The sequence below is a fragment of the Paenirhodobacter populi genome (assembly GCF_004022215.1).
Taxonomy (GTDB): domain Bacteria; phylum Pseudomonadota; class Alphaproteobacteria; order Rhodobacterales; family Rhodobacteraceae; genus Rhodobacter; species Rhodobacter populi.
This window is the reverse complement of the sequence record NZ_SAUZ01000001.1, coordinates 229,103-249,055: the sequence shown is the minus strand read 5'-3', so window position 1 is coordinate 249,055 and position 19,953 is coordinate 229,103. Positions and strand designations below refer to the sequence as shown.

General features: G+C 68.9%; 17 protein-coding genes. 7 read left to right on the top strand and 10 right to left on the bottom strand.

Features of this window, described 5'->3' with window-relative positions; genetic code table 11:
• Positions 1–403 precede the first annotated feature (403 nt).
• The 7 genes from D2T30_RS01085 to D2T30_RS01060 are packed head-to-tail and all read right to left on the bottom strand — an operon-like array spanning position 404 to position 7,264.
• Positions 404–994: a class I SAM-dependent DNA methyltransferase gene (locus D2T30_RS01085; RefSeq protein ID WP_128207287.1), complete on the bottom strand. Its 591-nt coding sequence runs from the start codon at positions 992–994 to the stop codon at positions 404–406.
• Positions 987–1,703, bottom strand: a complete 717-nt coding sequence (locus D2T30_RS01080; protein ID WP_128207286.1) for a PIG-L deacetylase family protein — start codon at positions 1,701–1,703, stop codon at positions 987–989. Before D2T30_RS01080 ends, D2T30_RS01085 begins: the two co-directional genes overlap by 8 nt.
• A complete protein-coding gene (locus D2T30_RS01075; RefSeq protein ID WP_128207285.1) occupies positions 1,700–2,743 on the bottom strand; it encodes an acyl-CoA dehydrogenase family protein in 1,044 nt (347 codons plus the stop codon). Before D2T30_RS01075 ends, D2T30_RS01080 begins: the two co-directional genes overlap by 4 nt.
• Positions 2,740–3,834, bottom strand: a complete 1,095-nt coding sequence (locus D2T30_RS01070) for a glycosyltransferase family 2 protein (RefSeq protein ID WP_164884175.1) — start codon at positions 3,832–3,834, stop codon at positions 2,740–2,742. The genes D2T30_RS01075 and D2T30_RS01070 overlap by 4 nt, the downstream gene beginning before the upstream one ends.
• Positions 3,831–4,871, bottom strand: a complete 1,041-nt coding sequence (locus D2T30_RS22980; protein WP_164884174.1) for a glycosyltransferase family 4 protein — start codon at positions 4,869–4,871, stop codon at positions 3,831–3,833. Before D2T30_RS22980 ends, D2T30_RS01070 begins: the two co-directional genes overlap by 4 nt.
• Positions 4,864–5,805 (bottom strand): glycosyltransferase family A protein, encoded by a 942-nt coding sequence (locus tag D2T30_RS01065; protein ID WP_128207283.1) that lies wholly within the window; start codon positions 5,803–5,805, stop codon positions 4,864–4,866. Before D2T30_RS01065 ends, D2T30_RS22980 begins: the two co-directional genes overlap by 8 nt.
• A 1-nt stretch (position 5,806) precedes the next feature.
• Positions 5,807–7,264, bottom strand: a complete 1,458-nt coding sequence (locus tag D2T30_RS01060) for a glycosyltransferase family 2 protein (protein WP_164884173.1) — start codon at positions 7,262–7,264, stop codon at positions 5,807–5,809.
• A gap of 326 nt (positions 7,265–7,590) precedes the next feature.
• On the opposite strand from D2T30_RS01060, the gene D2T30_RS01055 reads away from it, so the two are divergent.
• Genes D2T30_RS01055 through pdeM form a run of 4 tightly spaced genes read left to right on the top strand, consistent with a single transcriptional unit; the run spans position 7,591 to position 13,205 of the window.
• On the top strand, positions 7,591–8,583 hold the full coding sequence (locus D2T30_RS01055; protein ID WP_380730008.1) for a ligase-associated DNA damage response exonuclease: 993 nt from the start codon (positions 7,591–7,593) through the stop codon (positions 8,581–8,583).
• On the top strand, positions 8,580–10,133 hold the full coding sequence (locus tag D2T30_RS01050) for a cisplatin damage response ATP-dependent DNA ligase (protein ID WP_128207281.1): 1,554 nt from the start codon (positions 8,580–8,582) through the stop codon (positions 10,131–10,133). The genes D2T30_RS01055 and D2T30_RS01050 overlap by 4 nt, the downstream gene beginning before the upstream one ends.
• The gene (locus tag D2T30_RS01045) at positions 10,130–12,532 is read left to right on the top strand and encodes a ligase-associated DNA damage response DEXH box helicase (protein ID WP_128207280.1); all 2,403 of its coding nucleotides are present in this window, start codon (positions 10,130–10,132) and stop codon (positions 12,530–12,532) included. Before D2T30_RS01050 ends, D2T30_RS01045 begins: the two co-directional genes overlap by 4 nt.
• Complete coding sequence (gene pdeM / locus D2T30_RS01040) at positions 12,519–13,205, top strand: ligase-associated DNA damage response endonuclease PdeM (RefSeq protein WP_128207279.1); 687 nt, start codon at positions 12,519–12,521, stop codon at positions 13,203–13,205. The genes D2T30_RS01045 and pdeM overlap by 14 nt, the downstream gene beginning before the upstream one ends.
• A 33-nt stretch (positions 13,206–13,238) precedes the next feature.
• Here the strand turns inward: pdeM and D2T30_RS01035 are convergent, their stop codons facing one another.
• Positions 13,239–13,850 carry a LysE/ArgO family amino acid transporter gene (locus tag D2T30_RS01035; protein WP_128207278.1) on the bottom strand — a complete coding sequence of 204 codons (612 nt, stop codon included), beginning with the start codon at positions 13,848–13,850 and terminating at the stop codon, positions 13,239–13,241.
• Between the two features lie 102 nt (positions 13,851–13,952).
• Here D2T30_RS01035 and D2T30_RS01030 point away from each other — a divergent pair, with 102 nt between their 5' ends.
• Positions 13,953–14,846, top strand: coding sequence for a LysR family transcriptional regulator ArgP (locus tag D2T30_RS01030; protein WP_128207277.1), 894 nt, complete (start codon positions 13,953–13,955; stop codon positions 14,844–14,846).
• A gap of 258 nt (positions 14,847–15,104) precedes the next feature.
• Here D2T30_RS01030 and D2T30_RS01025 read toward each other — a convergent pair whose 3' ends face one another.
• Positions 15,105–16,559 (bottom strand): LLM class flavin-dependent oxidoreductase, encoded by a 1,455-nt coding sequence (locus D2T30_RS01025; RefSeq protein WP_128207276.1) that lies wholly within the window; start codon positions 16,557–16,559, stop codon positions 15,105–15,107.
• A gap of 502 nt (positions 16,560–17,061) precedes the next feature.
• Between D2T30_RS01025 and D2T30_RS01020 the strand changes: the two genes are divergently transcribed.
• Both D2T30_RS01020 and D2T30_RS01015 read left to right on the top strand, forming a co-directional pair.
• The gene (locus D2T30_RS01020) at positions 17,062–18,282 is read left to right on the top strand and encodes an acyl-CoA dehydrogenase family protein (RefSeq protein WP_128207275.1); all 1,221 of its coding nucleotides are present in this window, start codon (positions 17,062–17,064) and stop codon (positions 18,280–18,282) included.
• A gap of 186 nt (positions 18,283–18,468) precedes the next feature.
• Entirely contained in the window at positions 18,469–18,924 is a 456-nt protein-coding gene (locus D2T30_RS01015) for an Ivy family c-type lysozyme inhibitor (RefSeq protein ID WP_164884172.1), read from the top strand.
• A 124-nt stretch (positions 18,925–19,048) separates the two neighbouring features.
• On the opposite strand, the gene D2T30_RS01010 is transcribed toward D2T30_RS01015, so the two are convergent.
• Entirely contained in the window at positions 19,049–19,942 is an 894-nt protein-coding gene (locus D2T30_RS01010) for a LysR family transcriptional regulator (protein WP_128207273.1), read from the bottom strand.
• Between the last annotated feature and the right edge of the window lie 11 nt (positions 19,943–19,953).

Here is a 19,953-nt window from a genome sequence, read left to right as displayed (position 1 = left end):
TGCGGGGCCGGGCGACCGCGTGCAGGCCGCATTGCGTGATCGCCAGAACGCCCCGCGTTGCCGCGACGGCGGCCAAGGCGTTGCCGCACCCCGGCGCAGGTCAGGCCGGATTCGCAATTCTCCGGATCGAGCGCGAAGCCCGTGGTCCCGACGCGGAAGATCTCCTGCCCGATGTCGGGGCTCGGCCCATCCGCCTCGGAACGTTCTTTGCCAGCCCGGGCATGAAGGCCGGAAACACCAGCCCGATGGCGGATCCTTCCGGACGTTCCCGCACGCCCACCGGGCAGGACGTCCGCAGCGACCGATCCGATTCAACGACATCGACGAGGTAGTAGGCCTCGCCGCCACCCGGCACCGCCGACAGACCGTCTCGCCGAAAACCACCGTGGAGCGCCGCCCATGGTCAGGCAAGCGTCACCCGGTCGATCGTGAACATCTCCTTCCGCAGGCTCATGCGATCCGCAAGGCGTGCCCGCGCGGCGAGGCAGTTCAGAAATTCCTCCGCGGCCTCCGGTCCGCGCCATGACGTGTCGGTCTTGCCCCTCCAGTTCACGAGGATGCAATGCGCCCCCGGCAGGGCGGATGCGGCGGTCTTGCGGGCCAGATCCCCGATCTCCGCTGCCGACAGATAGTAAAGAACCTCCGAAAGGAGGATCAGATCCCAGACTCCCCCCGGCCAGTCGGCGGGCACGGAACCGCGGATCAGATGTATGTCCGGGCGATGCGCCAGCCGCCTGCGCGCCAGCGCGATCGCATGTTCCGACAGGTCGATCCCGGTCACGGCGTCGGCCCGGCCGGCGATCATTTCCGTCAGCACGCCGATGGAACAGCCAACCTCGATCGCCGCGCGATAGCGTTTTGCCGGCAGCGCGGCCAGCGTGGCCTCGTATTTCTCCTGCTCATAGCGGCTGGTTCGATAGCCCCACGGGTCCGGGTTCGCCCGATAGAGCGCGTCGAAATGCGCCTGCCGGCGAGAGAGGAAATCCTCAGACATGGAGGAAGATCTCCGGATGGGTCAGGAAATGCCTCTGCTGGTCCGCGGGCATCACGAAGCCGGTGGGATCGTCCGGCACAAGGTCCGTCATCTGGCTTTTGTGCGCGGCCAGCGCGCGGGCCTTCAGAGCGTGCAGCAGGGGATCGTCGAAGCGGACCATCCGCCCCTGCGGCACCGCCTGTTCAAAACGTCCCCAGACGGGATAGGCCCAATGCGACAACCCCGGCGACTGCGCGCACAGCAGCCGCGCGATTTTCGCGACGCGCTGATGATCCGGGTGGGGATCGCCCTCCCACGTCGACAGGACGGCGCGGCAGTTTCCGGGCCTTGATGCCCATATTCTCGCAACCGCCTCGGCGCGCGCGGCCGGATCATCCGGGGCCGCCAGATCGGGATAACCGAGCAGGACGGGCGGCGGCGCCTGCCCGCCCCCGATCAGGGCAATGGCCTCGCGCACCTCGGCGGCCCGCAGCGCCGCCAGCCTCTCGCGCGGCCAGAGGCGCGAGCGGGGATGCGAGGCCCCGCCATCCGTCACGACGGCCACCTGCACCGTGACCCCCTGTCGGGTCAGCGCCGCGATCAGCTGGCCGCAGCCAAGCGTCTCGTCATCTGGATGCGGCGCCAGCAGCAGGACATTGCCGCCTCCGGCGATCTCGTCGGCGGCGACAAGCGGGGCGCGGCCCGCGTGGCGAAGGAAGGCGCTGATCATGTGGATCCCCCATCGCGGGCGCGGTTCAGGATCAGGCGCGCCGCCAGTTGCGTCTTTCCGTCCAGATTGGCCTGACGCAGGAAGAAGGCCAGATCGCGCCGGATCCGTTCGACCGCGGTCCCCTCCATGAAGGCCCGCGTGCCCAGTGCCCTGTCCGCGATGGCGATCCCGCGCAGGCAGGCCTCTTCCACCGCCTCCCGCGCCAGAAGGGCCGCGACGATATCCGGCGAGTCGGCCGCCTCGACCGCCCCGGCGGCATGTTCGACCCAAAGCCGCGCCGTCTGCGCAAGGCGGGTCAGCTCGACCAGCCGCGCCGCCCGCATCGGGCCGGGATCGTCGAGCATCGCCACCCGGTCGCGCACCGCGTCGGCCAGGGCTTCGAGCGCGCCGCAATGCAGCGCCGCATAGCGCCAGATACCGCCCTCGAACCACGGTTCGCGCAGGTAATCGCCGGGCTTGCCAAGCAGTTCGCCGCGGATTCCGTTCAGGTCGTAAGATCCCGATTCCGTGGCCCGCATCCCGGTCGTCTTCCAGCCCGAGGCATCCTGACGCCGCGGATCCCCCGCATCCACGATGACAAGCTGAACCCCCTCTTCGCCACGCGCCGTCACCACCGCGTGGCGCACCAGACCGAGGCCGGAACAGAACCGCTTGCCGCCCGCCAGACGGGCGACCTGACCATCGGTCCTCTCGATCGAGACGGCGACCGCCCCCTCGGCCCCCCAGACGCCGAACAGTTCCCCATCTGCCGCGGCCATGCGGAAGCGGGCGATCTGATCCTCGCTCCCATACAGATCGATCAGGCGCAGCGCGTTCACATGTCCCTCGGCCAGCCGCCCGACGGACAGGCTCGCGCGCCCCAGCGAACGAAAGAGCGTGACCGCCTCGCGCACCCGGGAACCCGAGGCGGTGGCGACAAGCCGTTCAAGCACGCCCGACACAAAGAGCAGCCGGATATCCGCGTCCAGACCGGCCCTGCCCTGATCGGCATCCCCGGCCCGCGCGGCGATTGCATCCATGACCGCGGCAATCCCTGTCATGTCCTCTCCCTGCCGGGGGGCTGCCCGGCGAACCAGTCGTTCAGGATCTTCTGCTGCGCGGGCAGATCGCTTTGCCGCAGGCGGACGGGCCGCAGCCCGGGCAGGGCATTCTCGACCAGCCGCCAGAAGGCGCCGAAATGCCCGCCTCGATCACGCCCCGGCGGAAGGTGCGGCGTCAGCACCCCGACCAGCGCCCCATCCGGCCATGACCGCCGCAACTGCCCCTTCAGCCCATAGCGCAGCAAGGCCGTCCGGGCGGGTTCCAGCAACTCGTCGCACAGCGGATCGTCCTCCTCGATGCGCGCGCGGAGCGCCGCGGCCATGCCGCCCCCGGTCCGGCCGGTCAGCCGGCAGGACGCCAGAACGACGGGGGCGCCGGCATATCGGATGCGCCAGTCGCGCGCCTCGGCATTCCCGACGAACACCCGGTCCTCGCGGATCGGCAGGCAGGGCATACCGCCCACATCGGCATGAAGCCGCGCGGAAAACGCAAGGCTCGCCCCGGCGGCGTTGCGATGCGCGGGGGCGGGATCATGCGGCTGCGGATCGAGCGTCGAGATCAGCCGCACGATCGCCTGCATATAGGCGCCCTCGCGCGGGCCGTGGCGGCCGAAGGCGTCGGGAAGGCGGGACAGTTCCGCCTCCATCGGGCGGACCGTGCCGCAGATCAGATCGGCCTGTGTGAGTTCGGCAAGATTCGCCGCGACCCAGCCCGGATCGACACGCGCATCGGCGTCCGAGGTCATCAGGTTGCCGTCTTGCGGCAATTGCGCGGAGGCGGCGTCCAGCCCCTGCCGGCGCGCCCAGCCCACGCCGGCCTGATCCGCGGGGCTTTCGCAGTCGAGCAGGATCCCCGGACTGTCGGGATGCGCCCCCCACCAGTCACGCGCGATCGCGGCGGTCGCGTCATCGGTGTTGTTGACCACAAGAACGATACCGCCCGGGCAGCGCGCCCGCGCAAGGCTTGCGGCAAGGGCATCTAGGCAGCCCCGGATGCGGTCCTGTTCGTTGCGGGCCGGGATCACCACGGCCACCCGCCAGCCCGACTGGTTTCCAAAGCGTTCCATCTGCCGGCTGCGGGGGAAATTCATGACCCGGCCCCCTCGCGCGCGGTGAACTGGCCTTCCACGGCATCGGCACCGGGGAGCGCGCCATCCCCGGACCTCACCATGTCGAGCCACACGGATGCCACCGCGGACAGCCGGAATTCGGGCCTGACGCCAATGCGCGGCGGCGCGGCGCGCCATTCGGTCAGCCGTGCGAGGATGGCGTCCAGATCCCCGGCATCCACGCATTGATCCGGGGTCGAGGCGATCTCTCGATTGGCGCCGATGTCGCCGTGCAGCAGGGCCGGGCAGCCCACGGCATTCGCCTCGGCGATCACCAGCCCGAAGGTCTCGGCGAACCCGCTTTGCGGATAGAACAGGCATAGCGAGCGGCGGAATTCGGCGATCACCTCGTCATGCGTCAGGGACCCGCGCACCAGCGTGCCCGTCGGCAGCAGCGGCATGGGCCAGCGCAGATACCCCGGATTCGCCAGAACGAGCTTCAGCCCCGGAAGGACGCGCCGTGCCTCGTAGAAGATCCGCACGACCTCAGGCAGGCCCTTGTGGGGCGAGCTGGCGAACACCAGCCGGTCCCTGTCGCGCGGGGTGTCATCAGGGCGCAGATCGTCCGACACCGGGTTGTGGATGAAGCCCGTTCGGGGCCGCACGGGCAGAAAACGGCTCAGCGTCCCGGCATGGCTGCGCGAAACGCAGATGACGGCGATATCCGCCTCGCGCAGGCGCTGCCCCATCTGCCGGTTGTGCCGGCCGGGATGGACATGCAGCCACAGGCAGATCCGCGCATCGGGATTGGTGCGGCGCAGGCGCAGGGCGACCTTCCATGCGTTGATCACCACGATGACCCGGCCCAGAGGCACGGCCAGATCCATCGGCCGGAACCTGACCCCGTCGAGGCGGAGCGAAGACGACCGCGTGGCCTGCTCGATCACCACGTCAAGCTCACCCGACAAGGCGTTCGCGATGCGCAGGACGGTCGCCTCGGTCCCGCCCAGACCGCGCAGGGACTGCACCGTGTCGTAGGGTCGCGGCGCGCAGGGATCCACGATCCGGAGGTCAGCCATTGTCCATCCCCCGCGCAATCGCCCGCCGGACGGTTTCGCGCGACCGCGCCGTCGCCAGCGCATCCGACAGCCCGACGCGGCCCGCATTCGATATCCGCGAAATGCCGAGATCGCCCAGATCGATCTCCACCGGCTGCACCTGACGGGTCCTGAGCCAGTGGTCGATCCGCGACCAGACCTCCTCCCGGTCCCGCCTGCGGCGGTCGCTGTCATAACCCGTCGCCCGCGACTGCGAGAGGGAATCCGGGGTCTCGATCTTGGTCATCAGCACGTCGCGGATCATCCACACGATTTCCCCCGACAGGATCACGCGGTTGCGGAACTCCCTGTCCTCCTCGATCCCGTCGATGAAACCGCCAAGGCGGGCGAACAGATCGGGGTGGAACAGGCCCGAGTTGACATGCGTCCAGTCGCCCGGCACCTCCGATCCCATCTGCAAGTTCGGGAACATGTCGTCGATCAGCGAAAGCTCGCGCGTGATCTCCACCCGGCGGCCATCGGGCAGGACAAGGGCATGGTGATGCAGCACCGCGCCGATCCGCAGCGTGCCGCCGGGGGTCTGCCCGGCAAGCGCCCAGTTCAGGCAGGGATCCGCGCCGACATCCCCGCGCGCCATCACCAGCGCCTGCCGCAGCACCTTGTCGCGGTGCGGCAGGTCGTCGGAATCGTGAAACGTCACCGCGCGGCCGGCGGCCAGCAGGATGCCCACGTTCTTCGCCTGCGCGGTGCCCGCGTTCTGCGCCAGCTCGACCAGCACGACATCCGGATGGGCGAGATAGGGGGAAAGCGCGGCACGGGTCCCGTCGGTCGATCCGTCATCCACGACGACGATCACCCTGTCCGGATGTGATTGCGCCAAAGCGGCCTCGACCGCCTTGGCGATCAGATGCGCGCGGTTCCATGTCGGGATGACGACGGCGGCGGGAAACACCATGTCAGACCTCCCTCATGCGCAGGACCGAGGCGTAACCGGCCAGCCCCCGGGCGGTGAGCCCCGCGGCCAGCAGCGGCAGGAGCAGCAAGACCCCGCCGCCCGTCAGCGGCAGCGACCCCATCGCCAGCCCCGCCGCCACCAGCCCGACACCGCAGACAGAGGCGACGATCATCGCCACGGGCGGGTCGGCCTTGCCGCGCGCGCCGCAGATCGCCTTCGGCGTCACCCTGAAAACCTGAACGCCGGGGAACATGCCCGCGACCGTCGCGGCGGCGGCGGTGGGCAGCAAGGCGATGCGGGTAGAGACCGCGGTTGCGACATGCGCCATGCTGCCGTTGCCCGCGACGACCAGCGGAATTGCCGCCGAGGCCATCACAAGCAGCAAGGTCGCAAAGGCGATCGCGGCGCCCTGCGCCCCGGCCGGCACATGCGCGGCCATCTGCACCGCCGAGATCAGCAGCGCCAGGGCCGCAGGCAGCGCGAAGTTCACCCAGGCGGTCAGTTGCGTCGCCGCCAGAACCTGCCGCGCCAGCCGCGGCCGCGCCGCGCCGGTCGTCCGTCCCGACAGCCACAGCAACAGCGTGCGCATATTGCCCGAAGCCCATCTGAACCGCTGGCGATGCAGCGCATTCAGCGTCAGGGGCAAGAGGCCGCGCCCCACGACCTGCCGGGCGAAAGCGCCGCGAAAGCCCGCCTCGCAAAGCCGCAATCCCAGCTCCGCATCCTCGGTGGCGGTGCGGGCGGACCAGCCGCCGACCTCCAGGAGCGCCTCCTTGCGGATGACGCTCAGCGTGCCGGTCAGCAGCATCGCATCCGCCCGGTTGGCGGCGCGGGCGTGACGGTCGAAATAATCGGACAGCTCCAGCGCGATTCCCGACCCCGCCGCGTCGCAACAGCGATAGGCCTGCGGAAACTGCACGAAATCGACCCGCCGCGCCGCGATCTCCGCCGCCGCGACCGTCAGGAAGTCGGGCTGGACCTGATAATCGGCATCGACCGTGACGATATGGGTGGCGTCCGGGCGGCTCTGCGCCAGCGCGATATTGAGCGCACCGGCCTTTGCCCCCACCACGCCCTCCCTGTGCAGGAACCGAAAGAGCGGGTTTTCCCGGCACCATTGTTCCACCGGCAACCAGACCGCCGGATCCCTGGTATTGTTGTCGATCACGATGACCTCGTAGGGCGGCGCGTTTTTCTGCGCCCGCAGCGCGGCGAGCGTCGCGATCACAAGATGCGGGGGCTCGTCATGGGTCGGCACATGCACGGAAAAGACCAGCCCCTCGGACTGCGCCTCGATGGCGACGGGAATGCCCGCATCGCCCCGATGCGCCAGCAGCGCGGCGATGCCATTGAGGATAAACAGCGATACTTGCGCCAGAAACGAAATCGTCGCGAGGATGACCGGATAAAGACACACGATCGAAACGAGGCACAAGGCCCCCAACAATGCGAGCGTCACGGGGAGCCTTCCGCCCTCGGGTCCCTTGCTGAAAGAGGCGAGATTCATCCTTCACTCCCACACAGAACCACTCCCCATTTTCATGGGGTGGCACGCATCGTTTCCTTATTGTGATAGCAGGTGCCCCTCGGGCTCATGTCATAACGCCATGAGGGCTGTCCGGTTCCGGGGGCGTCTTGCGTGGCGTCCGGGGAACCGACCCGCCCCTTTTGGAACCGTTCCTCCGGCCGGTCGTTCTCCGTCCGGAACGACAGAGGCAAGATGGCGCGCACCCCCGACAGATCCGCTATCGGCAAGAGACGGCGCCGCAACCGGCGGGCTTTCGCATGATCCGGCCGGAAGAGATCGTCTGCCCGACCGAGGCGGGGCTTTACTGCCCGCCCGGCGGTTTTCACATCGACCCGCTCCGCCCGGTTCCACGCGCGCTGATCACGCACGGCCATGCCGACCATGCCCGCCCCGGCCATGGCGCGGTGCTGGCCACGCGCCAGACGCTCGACATCATGGCGATCCGCTACGGCGAGGATTTCACCTCCCGCCGCCAGATCGCCGACGGCCCCCTGCGGATCGGCGATGTGACGGTCAGCTTCCATCCCGCGGGCCATGTCCTCGGATCGGCGCAGATCCTGATCGCGCCGGACAACGGCCCGCGCGTCCTGATTTCCGGCGATTACTGCCGCACGCCGAACCCCACCTGCCTGCCGTGGGAGCCGGTCGCCTGCGATATCTTCATCACCGAGGCGACCTTCGGCCTGCCGATCTTTCGCCATCCCGATCCGCTGGCCGAAACCGAACGGCTGATCGCCAGCATGGCGGAATTTCCCGACCGGCCGCATCTGGTCGGGGCCTATGCGCTTGGCAAGGCGCAACGGGTGATCGCGCTGGCCCGCGCGGCCGGGCATGACGCGCCCATCGCCATCCACGGCGCGCTGAAACGGCTGTGCGACTATCATGTCGAACAGGGCATCGACCTTGGCCCGCTGGTGCCCGCGACGGACCCCGAGGAGGCGCGGCTGATCCTCGCCCCGCCCTCGGCCTTTGCCTCGCCCTGGGTGCAGCGGTTCCGCGATCCGGTGCTGTGCTACGCCTCGGGCTGGATGACGGTGCGGGCGCGGGCGCGCCAGAGGGGGATCGAGCTGCCGCTGGTCATCAGCGACCACGTCGACTGGCCGCAGCTCACCGCGACGCTGCAAGACCTCGCCCCGCAGGAGGTCTGGATCACCCACGGCACCGAGGACGGGCTGATGCGCTGGTGCGAACTGCAAGGCCTCCCCGCCCGCCCGCTGCGTCTGGTCGGATATGAGGACGAGCCGGAATGAAAGCCTTCGCGCGCCTTCTGGAACGGCTGGCCTTCACCGCGGGCCGGAACGCCAAGCTGACGATCCTGTCGCATTATCTGGAGGCCACGCCCGATCCCGACCGGGGCTGGGCGCTGGCCGCGCTGACCGGCACGCTGGATCTGCGGCAGGTCTCGCCCTCGCTGTTGCGGCGGCTGGCGGGGGAGCGGGTGGACGAACGGCTGTTCGCGCTGTCCTACGATTTCGTCGGCGATCTGGCGGAAACCATCGCGCTGATCTGGCCCGCCGTCCCCGCGCCCGGTCCCGAGGTTTCCCTGTCGCAGGCGGTCGGCATCCTGCGTGAAACCGGCAAGCTGGCGCTGCCCGCCGCGATCGCCGCGATGCTCGACCGCCTGACCCCGCCCGAGCGGCTGGCTTTCCTCAAGCTTGCCACCGGAAACCTGCGCGTCGGCGTTTCGGCGCGGCTGGCCCGCATCGCGCTGGCGCAGACCGGCCCCCGCGGCGTCGAGGAGATAGAAGAGATCTGGCACGGGCTGGAGCCGCCCTACCTGCCGCTTTTCGCCTGGCTTTCGGGCGGCGCCCGCCCTGAACCCGCCTCGGCCGCGCCGTTCCGGCCGGTGATGCTGTCGACCCCGGTCACGCCCGCCGAGCTTGCCCCCCTGAACCCCGCCGATTACCTCGCCGAATGGAAATGGGACGGCATCCGCGTGCAGGCGGTGGCCGAGGGCGGGCTGCGGCGGCTCTATTCCCGCACCGGGGAAGAGATCGGCGCCGCCTTCCCGGATATCATCGAGGCGATGGATTTCGAGGGCGCGGTGGATGGCGAACTGCTGATCCGGCGCGGGACCGAGGTTGCGCCTTTCGCCGATCTGCAACGGCGACTCGGGCGCAAGACCATCGGCCGGGTCCTGCTGCAAAGCCATCCGGCGACCCTGCGGCTCTACGACATCCTGACATGGGAGGGCGCAGATCTCCGCCCCCTGCCCCTGACCGAACGCCGCGCGCGGCTCGAGGCCGCGCGCTTTCCCCGCGAGCGCATCGACCTGTCGCCGATCCTGCCTTTCGCGGCATGGGAGGACATCACCCGCCTGCGCGCCGCGCCGCCTGCGCCGGTGATCGAGGGGGTGATGCTCAAGCGCCGCGACACGCCCTATATCGCCGGCCGCCCCCGTGGCCCCTGGTTCAAGTGGAAGCGCGATCCGATGGTGATCGACGCGGTGCTTCTCTATGCCCAGAGCGGGCATGGCAAACGCTCGGGCTTTTACAGCGATTTCACCTTCGGCCTGTGGGACGGGGCGGATCTGGTCCCGGTCGGCAAGGCCTATTTCGGCTTCACCGACGAGGAACTGCGCGAGTTGGACCGTTTCGTGCGCAAGAATACCGTTCAACGTTTCGGCCCCGTGCGGCAGGTCGCACCGCTGCTGGTGGTCGAGGTGGCGTTCGAGGGGCTGAACCGTTCCGGCCGCCACCGCTCGGGCATCGCGATGCGGTTCCCGCGCATATCGCGCATCCGCTGGGACAAGCCCGCGGCCGAGGCCGACCATCTGGAAACCCTGAAGGCGATGCTGTGACCGCGCTGCCCCCCGCCTTCGCCGACTGGTTCGCCCGCAACGGCTGGGACCCGCATCCGCATCAGCTGGCGCTGCTGGCGGCGCGGGAGGATACGCTGCTGATCGCACCGACCGGGGGCGGCAAGACGCTGGCGGGATTCCTGCCGTCGCTGGTCGATCTCCACCAGACCGGGCGGAAAGGTCTGCATACGCTTTACGTCTCGCCGCTGAAGGCGCTGACGGCGGATGTCGCGCGCAACCTCGCGCGGCCGATCGAGGGCATCGGGCTTGCGGTGCGGGTGGGCGACCGCACCGGCGACACCCCCGCCGGCGTGCGCCAGAGACAGCGCGCCGATCCGCCGGAAATTCTGCTGACGACGCCGGAATCGCTCGCCCTGATGCTGTCCTGGCCGGAGGCGCCGAAACTGTTCGCGGGCCTCAGGCGCGTGGTTCTGGACGAATTGCACGCGCTGGCGGAATCGAAGCGCGGCGATCAGCTGATGCTCGGCCTTGCGCGGTTGCGCGGCCTTGCGCCGGGGCTGGTCGCCACGGGGCTTTCGGCCACGGTCGAGGATCCGCAGGCGCTGGCCCGGTTCATGGGCGCCGCGCGGGTGATCGAGGCCGATCCGGGCCCGACGCCCGACATCGCCCTGCTGCCGACCCGGACCCCGCCGCCATGGTCGGGCGGCGGCGGACGCTACGCGGTGCAGGACGTGCTCGACGCCGTGGCGGAAGCGCGGACGACGATCATCTTTCTCAACACCCGCGCGCAGGCCGAGCTGTTCTTTCAGGCGCTGTGGCTGGCGAACGACCGGGGCCTGCCCATCGGCCTGCATCACGGCGCGCTCGCGCGCGAGGCGCGCCAGCGGGTCGAGGCGGCGATGGCCGCGGGCACGCTGCGCGCGGTGGTGGCGACCGGCAGCCTCGATCTGGGGATCGACTGGGGCGATGTGGATCTGGTCATTCAGGTCGGCGCGCCGCGCAACATCAAGCGGCTGGTGCAGCGGATCGGCCGCGCCAATCACCGCTACAACGCGCCGTCGCGGGCGCGGATCGTGGCGGCCAACCGCTTCGAGGTGATCGAATGCGTCGCCGCGCTCGAGGCCGCCCGGGCGGGCGAGCTGGACGGCGAACCGCGCGGCCCCGGCCCGCTCGACGTGCTGATCCAGCACATCCTGCTGACCGCCTGCGCCGGCCCGTTCGAGGCCGATGCGCTGTATGCCGAGGTCCGCACCGCCGGCCCCTACGCGGGCCTTTCTCGGGCGGATTTCGACGCCTGCCTCGATTTCGCGGCGACCGGCGGCTATGCCCTGCGCGCCTATGACCGCTGGCAAAGGCTGATGCTGCGCGACGGGCGCTGGCAGTTGCGCGACCCCCGGGCCGCGCGCAACCTGCGCATGAACATCGGCACCATCGTCGAGGCCGAAAAGCTCAAGGTCCGCCGCCGTGGCCGGGGCGGCGCGGCGTTGGGAGAGGTCGAGGAAAGCTTCGCCGCCACCCTCGCCCCCGGCGACACCTTCCTGCTGGGCGGACAGGTCCTGCGCTACGACCGCATCCGCGATCTGGTGATGGAGGTCACGCCCCAGCCCGGGCGCGAGCCGAAGATCGCGGTCTTTTCCGGGCTGAAATTCGCCACCTCGACCGAGCTTTCGGCCCGGATGCTGGCGATCATCGCCGATCCCGCCCGCCATCGCGAGCTGCCCGGCGACATCCGCGCCTGGCTCGACCTGCAGGCCCGCGTCAGCGCCCTGCCCCGTCCCGGCACGCTGGTCTGCGAAACCTTCCCGCGCAACGACCGCTGGCATCTGGTGATCTACGGCTTCGCCGGCCGCAACGCGCATCAGACGCTGGGTCTGCTGGTGACCCGGCAGATGGAGGCGGCGGGTCTGGCGCCGCTTGGCTTCCTTGCGACGGATCATGCCCTGCTGATCACCTCGCTGAACCCGGTCGGGGATGTGGCGCCGCTGCTGCGCCGCCCGGCGCTGGAACAGGGGCTGGAAAACTGGTTCGCGGACACGTCGCTGATGAAGCGCAGCTTCCGCGCGGTGGCGACCATCGCCGGGCTGATCCAGCGCAACGTGCCGGGGCACCGGCAGAGCGGGCGGCAGGCGACGTTTTCCAGCGACATCATCCATGACACCTTGCGCCGCCACGACCCCGACCACATCCTTCTGCGCGCCACGCGGGACGAGGCCCGGCATGGCTTCATCGATTTCGAGCGGATAGATGACATGCTGGCCCGCAATCCCCATGTCGAGCTGCACCGGCTGGACCGCGTCTCGCCGCTGGCCGCGCCGCTGCTGCTGGAGATGGGGCGCGTCAGGCTTGGCGGAGCGGGACAGGAAATGCTGGCGGAACGCATGGCGCGGGAGCTGATGGCAAGCGCGGGACTGGACGATCTGACGCATGACGACCGTTGACCCATCTGCCGGTCTGGCCCTGCGCCTCGCCGGGGCCGGTTTCGTCGCCCGCCCCTCGGGCGCGCTGTGGTGGCCGGATCGCCGGACGCTGATCGTTTCCGACCTGCATCTGGGACGCTCCGGGCGTTATGCCCGCCGCGGCGGGCCGCTGCTGCCGCCCTGGGATGTCGCCGACACGCTCGACCGGCTGGGGGCCGAGATCGCGGCGCTGGATCCCGGGCGGGTGGTTTCGCTGGGTGACGGATTCGACGACGATCTCGCCGCCGAAACGATCGACGGGGAAGCGCGGGGCAAGCTCTGGCAGCTGGCGCGGGGGCGGGACTGGATCTGGATCGCGGGCAACCACGATCGCCTTGCCCCCGGTCCCGACTTGCCGGGGCGGAGCGTGCCCGACCTGCATGAGGGCATCGCGCTGCGGCATATCGCCGGCGAGGGTCCGGATATTTCGGGACATCTGCATCCCGTCGTGCGGCTTGCCGGGCGGAGCTGGCGCTGCTTCGTTCTGGGGCGGGAGCATCTGATCCTGCCGGCCTTCGGCGCCTATACCGGCGGACTGGCCGTGAGCGACAGGGCGTTCAGCGCGCTTATCCCCCGGGGGCAGGCGATATGCTGTTCCGCAAGGATGTTCACCGTGCCGCTGCCCTATCCGGCAGCAGGTGCCGCCGATACGTGATCCGCGCGCGCATATCGCCGCGGCCGATCCGCCTCAGCCCCCGATCAGAAATTTCAGCGCGATCGCCCACATGATCAACGCGATGACCGCCTCCAGCATCCGCCAGGCCCGGGGGTTCGCGAACAGCGGGCGCAGCCAGACCGCCCCGTAACCCAGTGTGAAAAAGAACAGGAACGATCCCGAGACCGCGCCCAGTGCGAAGGCGGGCTCCGCCCCCGGGAACCGGGTGGAGATCGTGCCCAGCAGCACCACGGTATCCAGATAGACATGCGGGTTCAGCCAGGTCAGCGCAAGGCAGGTCATCAGCACCCGGGACAGGCCGCCCGCCCCGCCCTGTTCCGCCGCGCCCAACGCCCCGGCGGATCTTAACGCCGAGCGCAGGCTTTTGGCCCCATACCAGAACAGGAAGGCCGCACCGCCATAGCGCATGACCGGATCGAGCCATGGCACCACCGCCATGATCCTGCCGAAGCCGGTGACACCCACTGCGATCAGCACGGCATCGGACAGCGCGCAGGCAAGGCAGACGGCCAGCACATGTTCCCCCTTCAGGCCCTGACGCAGCACGAAGGCGTTCTGGGCGCCGATGGCGACGATCAGGCTCAGCCCCATGGTCAGCCCTGTCAGGAAGATCGGAAAATTCATCGCAGGAAAACGCCTTCTGCCGCCGCTCTTGCCTGCTTTAGAGGAGATGGTTTAGTTAGGAAAATTAAATAGATTAACCCAGACTAAGAGAAACTGATCCGGATGATCGATTATCCCGCCGCGCGCGCCGTCGCCATGATCGTGCAGACCGGCAGCTTCGAAAAGGCCGCGCGGGCGCTGAACATCACGCCTTCCGCCGTTTCCCAGCGGGTGAAACTGCTGGAGGAACGCCTTGGCACCGTGCTGATCGAAAGGGGCACGCCCTGCACCGCCACCGAAAAGGGCGCCTGGCTCTGCCGCCATGTCGAGCATGTGGGAATGCTTGAAAAGGGGCTGATGGAGCATCTGCCGGGTCTCGCGGATACCGCATCCCCACAGCGCGTCACCCTGAACATCGCCACCAATGCCGACAGCCTCGGCACATGGTTCCTGCCGGCGATTTCGGAATTTGCCCGGAACACCGGCTATCTGCTGAACGTGGCCCTCGATGATGAGGATCATACCGCGGACTGGCTGCGGCGCGGGCGGGTTCTGGCGGCCGTCACCACCTTGCCGACCCCGGTTCAGGGGTGCCAGACCAAGGCCTTGGGCAGGCTGCGCTACCATGCGACGGCCAGCCCCGATTTCGTCGCGCGTCATTTCCCCCACGGCGTGACGCGCGAAGCGATGTCGCAGGCCCCGGCGATCACCTTCAACCACAAGGACACGCTCCAGCAGGACTGGATACGGCAGGTTCTGGGCGGAACGGTCGATCATCCCACCCACTGGCTGCCCTCGACCCAGGGCTTCGTCGCGGCCAGTCTGGCGGGAATGGGATGGGCGCTGAACCCCGCCCCGCTCGTCCGGGACCATCTGAGCGCCGGAAGGCTGGTCGAACTGGTTCCGGGCGCCTGCCTCGACCGCGCCCTCTACTGGCAGGTGAACCGGCTGGCGGCCAGAGAGCTCGCGCCCCTGACGAAAAGCATCATCGCGACCGCCCGACGCCATCTGGAATGAGCCCCCCGCACGCGGCGCCCGGTAGCGGCGGAGTCATGGCCCGCCGATACCACGCAATCCCCATAGCGACGAAGTCATGGCCCGCCGATACCGCGCCATCCCCGTCCGCAAACAGGTCCCTCCCCGCCCCCGGCTCCTGCCCGCGCGACCATATCAGCCTCGGCTTCGGCGGCATCCACGCTTTGCGACGTGTCCATTGAGGTTCGGGCGAGATCGGTGCCGTCGCCGGAAAGGGACCCCTGAGGATTTGGGCAAAGATCACTCCGCCGCGTCGAGGCTTTCGTTCACCGGCGCGTCGAAGGGGGTGCCGTGGCTGGCATCGGCGATGCTTTCGCGGCCGATGTAGTGGCGGCGCCATTCGGCCGCCGGATGGCTGTCACGCACCTTGCCCCCCTTGTCGCCCAACAGCTTTTCGCGCAGCGTGCCCGGGGCATAACCGCTTTGCGCCCGGCCGCGCTTGCGCAATTCCGGCACGACGAAATCGATGAAATCGGTGGTCGAGGCCGGGGTGACCGCATAGGCGAGGTTGAACCCGTCCACGCCGCCCTCATCGACCCAGCGTTCGAGCGCATCGGCCACGGTCTGCGGCCCGCCGACCAGCACCGGCCCCAGCCCGCCGATCGAACGCTTGCGGATCACGTCGCGCACCGTCCAGGCCTCGCCATCCGCCGCGAGGGATTCCAGCGTCGTGCGCAGCGCGTCGTTTTCCACCGCCGTCAGCGGCGTATCCGGATCGAGCGAGGAAAAATCGAGCCCGGTCCAGCCGCCGTAAAGCGCCAGCGCCCCCTCGGCCGAGGCGTAGGAGAGGTATTCCTCATACTTGCGCTGCGCCGCCGCGTCGGTCGGGCCGGTGATGACGGTGAGCAGGGTGAACATCTTCAGCGCATCGGGTTCGCGCCCCGCGGCATGGACCTCGGCACGGATCTGATCGGTCAGCACCTTCGCCGTCTCGGGGCTGGTGGCGAGGATGAACATCGCCTCGGCGTGCCGCGCGGCGAAGGCGCGCCCGCGCGACGAGGCCCCGGCCTGAAAGATCACCGGCGTCCGCTGCGGCGAAGGCTCGCACAGATGGAAGCCGGGAACCTTGAAATATTCGCCCTCGTGGCGGATCGGATGGACCTTGGCGGCATCGGTGAAGATCCCCTTTTCCCTGTCGCGCAGGACCGAGCCCTCTTCCCACGACCCTTCCCAGAGCTTGTAGGTCACCTCCATGTATTCCTCGGCCAGATCGTAGCGCGCGTCGTGGGCGATCTGCCGGTCGAGCCCGATATTGCGCGCGGCGGAATCGAGATAGGAGGACACCACGTTCCACGCCACCCGCCCCTTGGTCAGATGGTCGAGCGTCGAAAGCCTGCGCGCCAGCAGATAGGGATGCTCGAAGGTCACGGCGGCGGTGATGCCGAAGCCCACGTTCTTCGTCACCGCCGCCATCGCCGAGATCGCGCCGAAAGGATCGTTGACCGGCACCTGCGCGGCGTCGTGCAGCGCGGCCTCGGCCGAGCCGCGGTAAACGTCGTAGACCCCCACCACATCGGCGATGAACAGCGCGTCGAAGGCCCCGCGTTCCAGCTCGATCGCAAGGTTGGTCCAGTATTCGAGGTCATTGTAGCGCGAGGCCTGCGATGACGGATGACGCCAGGTGCCCGCGGCCTGATGGCCGACACAGGTCATGTCGAAGGCATTGAGGATGATGCGTTTCTTCGGCGAAGTCATGACTGTTCCTTGTTGGTTGGCGCGGTGCCCGCGGGCATCGGACCGGCATCGCGGCAGCCCTCGCCGCCGCGATCGGGGAGGTATCGGGACGGCGGCGGGTCATCTGGAGCCGGCTCCCATGAAGGACGGTGAAACCTGTCGTGTTACCGGTATAGGCGCCGGGCCCCGTCCCGCTCCATTCCAAAGATCGCGGCGGCGGGAGAAGGAAGTTTCCCTTTCGCCGCGCCCGACAGAAAACCCGGCCGGACGGCCTGGCCATGCCTCCGGCGTGATTCGAGCCATGGTCGCGGCAGGCAGAACGGGGGTGCGAAAATCCTTCTCCTCCGGACGGGTGGAATGATCGTCCTGTCCCCCGGAACACCCCGAATAGGGCAGCCCGCCCCATCGTTCCGGGGCAGCCCGCGCGGCTAGACTGCCGCCATTCGACCCCGGCACCGGGATCGCCCGAACACCAGACCATCCACCGCCCGGCGGCCTCCCCGGGTGCATCAGGAGTATTGCCATGACCGTCCACGACCACTGGAGCGAGGTTCCCGACACGGCGGAGCTCAAGGCCCGCTTCCGCCCGATCCTCGAGCGCATCGCCGAGGGCGCGCTGCGGCGCGAACGCGAACGCATCCTGCCCTTTGAAGAGATCGGCTGGTTGAAGGAGTCGGGCTTCACCGCGCTGCGGGTGCCGGTGGAATACGGCGGTTCGGGCGCCTCACTCGTGCAGGTCTTCGACCTGCTGATCGACCTTGCCGAAGCCGACACCAATATCGCGCAGGCGCTGCGCGGCCATTTCGCGCTGGTCGAGGACCGGCTCGTCGCGCCCCGCGCCGAGGGCGAGATCTGGCTGAAACGCTTTGGCGCCGGCGAGACGGCCGGCAACGGCTGGACCGAGGTGGGCGCGGTGAAGATCGGCGACACGAACACCAAGGTCACCCCGGACGGCGACGGCTTCCGCATCGACGGCGAGAAATATTATTCGACCGGCACGATCTTCGCCGACTGGATCGACACCTATGCCACCCGCGCCGATACCGGCGCGCCGGTGATCGCCATCGTGAAGGCGGACCAGCCGGGCATCGAGCGGCGCGACGACTGGACCGGCTTCGGCCAGCGGCTGACCGGCACCGGCACGACGGTCTATTCGGGGGCAAGGGTCGAGCCGGAGGGCATCGTCCCCTTCGAGACCCGCTTCCGCTATCAGACCGCGTTCTATCAGCTCGTGCTCGACGCGGTGCTGTCGGGGGCCGCGGCGGCGGCGGTGCGCGATGTTTCGGCGCAGGTGGCGCGGCGCAAGCGCGGCTTCTCGCACGGGTCGGGCACGGCGGTGCGGCACGATCCGCAGGTGCTGCAGGTGGTGGGCCGCGCCCGCGCCTTCGCCTTCGCCGCCCGGGCCGCGACGCTTGAGGCCGCGCGGGCTGCGCAGCGCGCCTACGAAACCTCGCAGGGCGCCGACAGGGAGGCCGACGATCGGGCCAATATCGAGGCCGAACTCGCCTCGGCCGCGGCGCAGGTCTCGGCCGCGGACCTGGCGCTGCGGGCGACCGGCGATCTGTTCAACGCGCTTGGTGCCTCGGCCTCGGATACGGGGCTGGCGCTCGACCGGCACTGGCGCAACGCCCGCACGGCCGCAAGCCACAACCCGCTGATCTACAAGGAAAGGATCCTTGGCGACAACACCGTGAACGGGACCGAGCCGGTCTATGTCTGGCAGATCGGAGAGGTCACCGAGTGATCCCGCGCGCTGCCGGGCGGCAACCGGCCGCCCGGCGCGCACAACGGGCCGAACGCCCCGGCAGCGGCCGGCCCCGATATGTGGAAATCCCTGCGAGCCGGGGTCTTTGCTGCCCCGAGATCCTCGGTCATTCTGGCCTCCGGGCGTCGTCCCGCTTATTGTCGACGGAAGGACAAGGAGGTCATCATGAAAATCACTGCCCCGGCGGCCGCATTGCTGATCCTGATTGCGGCGGGCGCCGCCGTCAAAGCGGATCCAGTGACGCTCAGCACCTACCTGCGGGATTCGTCCTGGACCGAGCGGTTCGACGCCATGTTCGGCAACAGCGCAAAGCCCGACTGGGTGCAAGGCGCCACGGAATCCGAGGCCGTGGCCGTCACCCTGAATGGCCAGCCCTATGAGGTGCTGCTGGCCTGCAAGAAGCACGACTGCGGCAACCATCAGCTTGCGGTGCTTTTCGACAAGGATGCGATGTATGGCCTGCATTTCGAGACGACGGACAACAGCCCGGAGGAAGAGCTGATCTGGCTCAACATCGGCGGCGGACCCGAGAGCATCGACGGCAAGACGATCCTTTACGCCGCCATCACCGGCAGCCTGTTCAATCACCCCGGGCTGTTCACCTTTCCCGCCGAGGAATAGGGGGTGACGACCGAGTAAGCTGGCGGGCCAGACCGTTCTCCGGCGCGGCGCTGACGGCGGATGTCCCCGGCGGTGCGGACATGCCCCGCCGCTCCGCGGATCATCCGATGGCGCGGTCTTCCCGTTACGCCTGCGCCCCCCGGGCGCCGGTCGCCTGCGCCAGCGCCAGAAATCCCGCGATATAGTCGATCGTCTCCTCGCCCCGGCGCACGCCGATATGAAGCCCCTTGTCGATTCCCTCGCCCAGCCGGACGGCCCGGATCGGCAGGCCCGCGCCCTCTTCGCGCAGGATCCAGTCGGGCATCGCACTGATCCCCCGCCCGGCGGCGACGAGTTGCAGCATCATCTCGGTCGTTTCCACCGTGCGGTGGCGTTTTGGCAGGCAATGGGCGGGCACCAGAAAGCGGGTGAAGACATCCAGCCTTTCGGGCGTGACCGGATAGGTGATCAGCGTCTCGCCGGTCAGGTCCTGCGGCCGCACGACATCGCCCAGAGGATGATCCACCGGCACCGCCAGCACCAGTTCATAGTCAAGGACGCGGGTGTAATGGATGCCCGGCAGATCCAGCGGATCGGGGGTGATGAGCAGGTCGATCTCATGACCCAGCAACGCGCCGATGCCGCCAAAACGAAAGGCCGTGCGCAGATCGAGGTCCACGTCCGGCCAAGCCCCCAGATAGGGCGCGACGACGCGCATCAGCCAGTGCTGGCAGGGGTGGCATTCCATGCCGGCGCGCAGCGCACCGCGATGCCCTTGGGCGAATTCCGCCAGCACCCGCTCGGCATGGTCGATCTGCGGCAGCACCCGCTGCGCCAGCGCCAGCAGATATTCGCCCGCCTGAGTGAACCGCAGGCCGCGCCCCTCCTTCTGCCAGATCTTCACGCCATGGCGTTCCTCGAACTTGCGCATCGTATGCGAAAGGGCGGACTGGGTGAGGTTCAGCCGCTCCGCCGCCGAGGTGAGCGAGCCGAGCCGGTCGATCTCGCGCAGGATGGAAAGGTGCTGGCGATCAAGCATGGATGATCCCT

Coding starts and splice junctions, on each gene's coding strand:
- D2T30_RS01070 (WP_164884175.1), bottom strand. CDS start 3,834: ATGAATTTCCCCCGCAGCCGGCAGATGGAACGCTTTGGAAACCAGTCG.
- D2T30_RS01010 (WP_128207273.1), bottom strand. CDS start 19,942: ATGCTTGATCGCCAGCACCTTTCCATCCTGCGCGAGATCGACCGGCTC.
- D2T30_RS01065 (WP_128207283.1), bottom strand. CDS start 5,805: ATGGTGTTTCCCGCCGCCGTCGTCATCCCGACATGGAACCGCGCGCAT.
- D2T30_RS01025 (WP_128207276.1), bottom strand. CDS start 16,559: ATGACTTCGCCGAAGAAACGCATCATCCTCAATGCCTTCGACATGACC.
- D2T30_RS01050 (WP_128207281.1), top strand. CDS start 8,580: ATGAAAGCCTTCGCGCGCCTTCTGGAACGGCTGGCCTTCACCGCGGGC.
- D2T30_RS01020 (WP_128207275.1), top strand. CDS start 17,062: ATGACCGTCCACGACCACTGGAGCGAGGTTCCCGACACGGCGGAGCTC.
- D2T30_RS01080 (WP_128207286.1), bottom strand. CDS start 1,703: ATGATCAGCGCCTTCCTTCGCCACGCGGGCCGCGCCCCGCTTGTCGCC.
- D2T30_RS01015 (WP_164884172.1), top strand. CDS start 18,469: ATGAAAATCACTGCCCCGGCGGCCGCATTGCTGATCCTGATTGCGGCG.
- D2T30_RS01035 (WP_128207278.1), bottom strand. CDS start 13,850: ATGAATTTTCCGATCTTCCTGACAGGGCTGACCATGGGGCTGAGCCTG.
- D2T30_RS01055 (WP_380730008.1), top strand. CDS start 7,591: ATGATCCGGCCGGAAGAGATCGTCTGCCCGACCGAGGCGGGGCTTTAC.
- pdeM (WP_128207279.1), top strand. CDS start 12,519: ATGACGACCGTTGACCCATCTGCCGGTCTGGCCCTGCGCCTCGCCGGG.
- D2T30_RS01030 (WP_128207277.1), top strand. CDS start 13,953: ATGATCGATTATCCCGCCGCGCGCGCCGTCGCCATGATCGTGCAGACC.
- D2T30_RS01085 (WP_128207287.1), bottom strand. CDS start 994: ATGTCTGAGGATTTCCTCTCTCGCCGGCAGGCGCATTTCGACGCGCTC.
- D2T30_RS22980 (WP_164884174.1), bottom strand. CDS start 4,871: ATGGCTGACCTCCGGATCGTGGATCCCTGCGCGCCGCGACCCTACGAC.
- D2T30_RS01075 (WP_128207285.1), bottom strand. CDS start 2,743: ATGACAGGGATTGCCGCGGTCATGGATGCAATCGCCGCGCGGGCCGGG.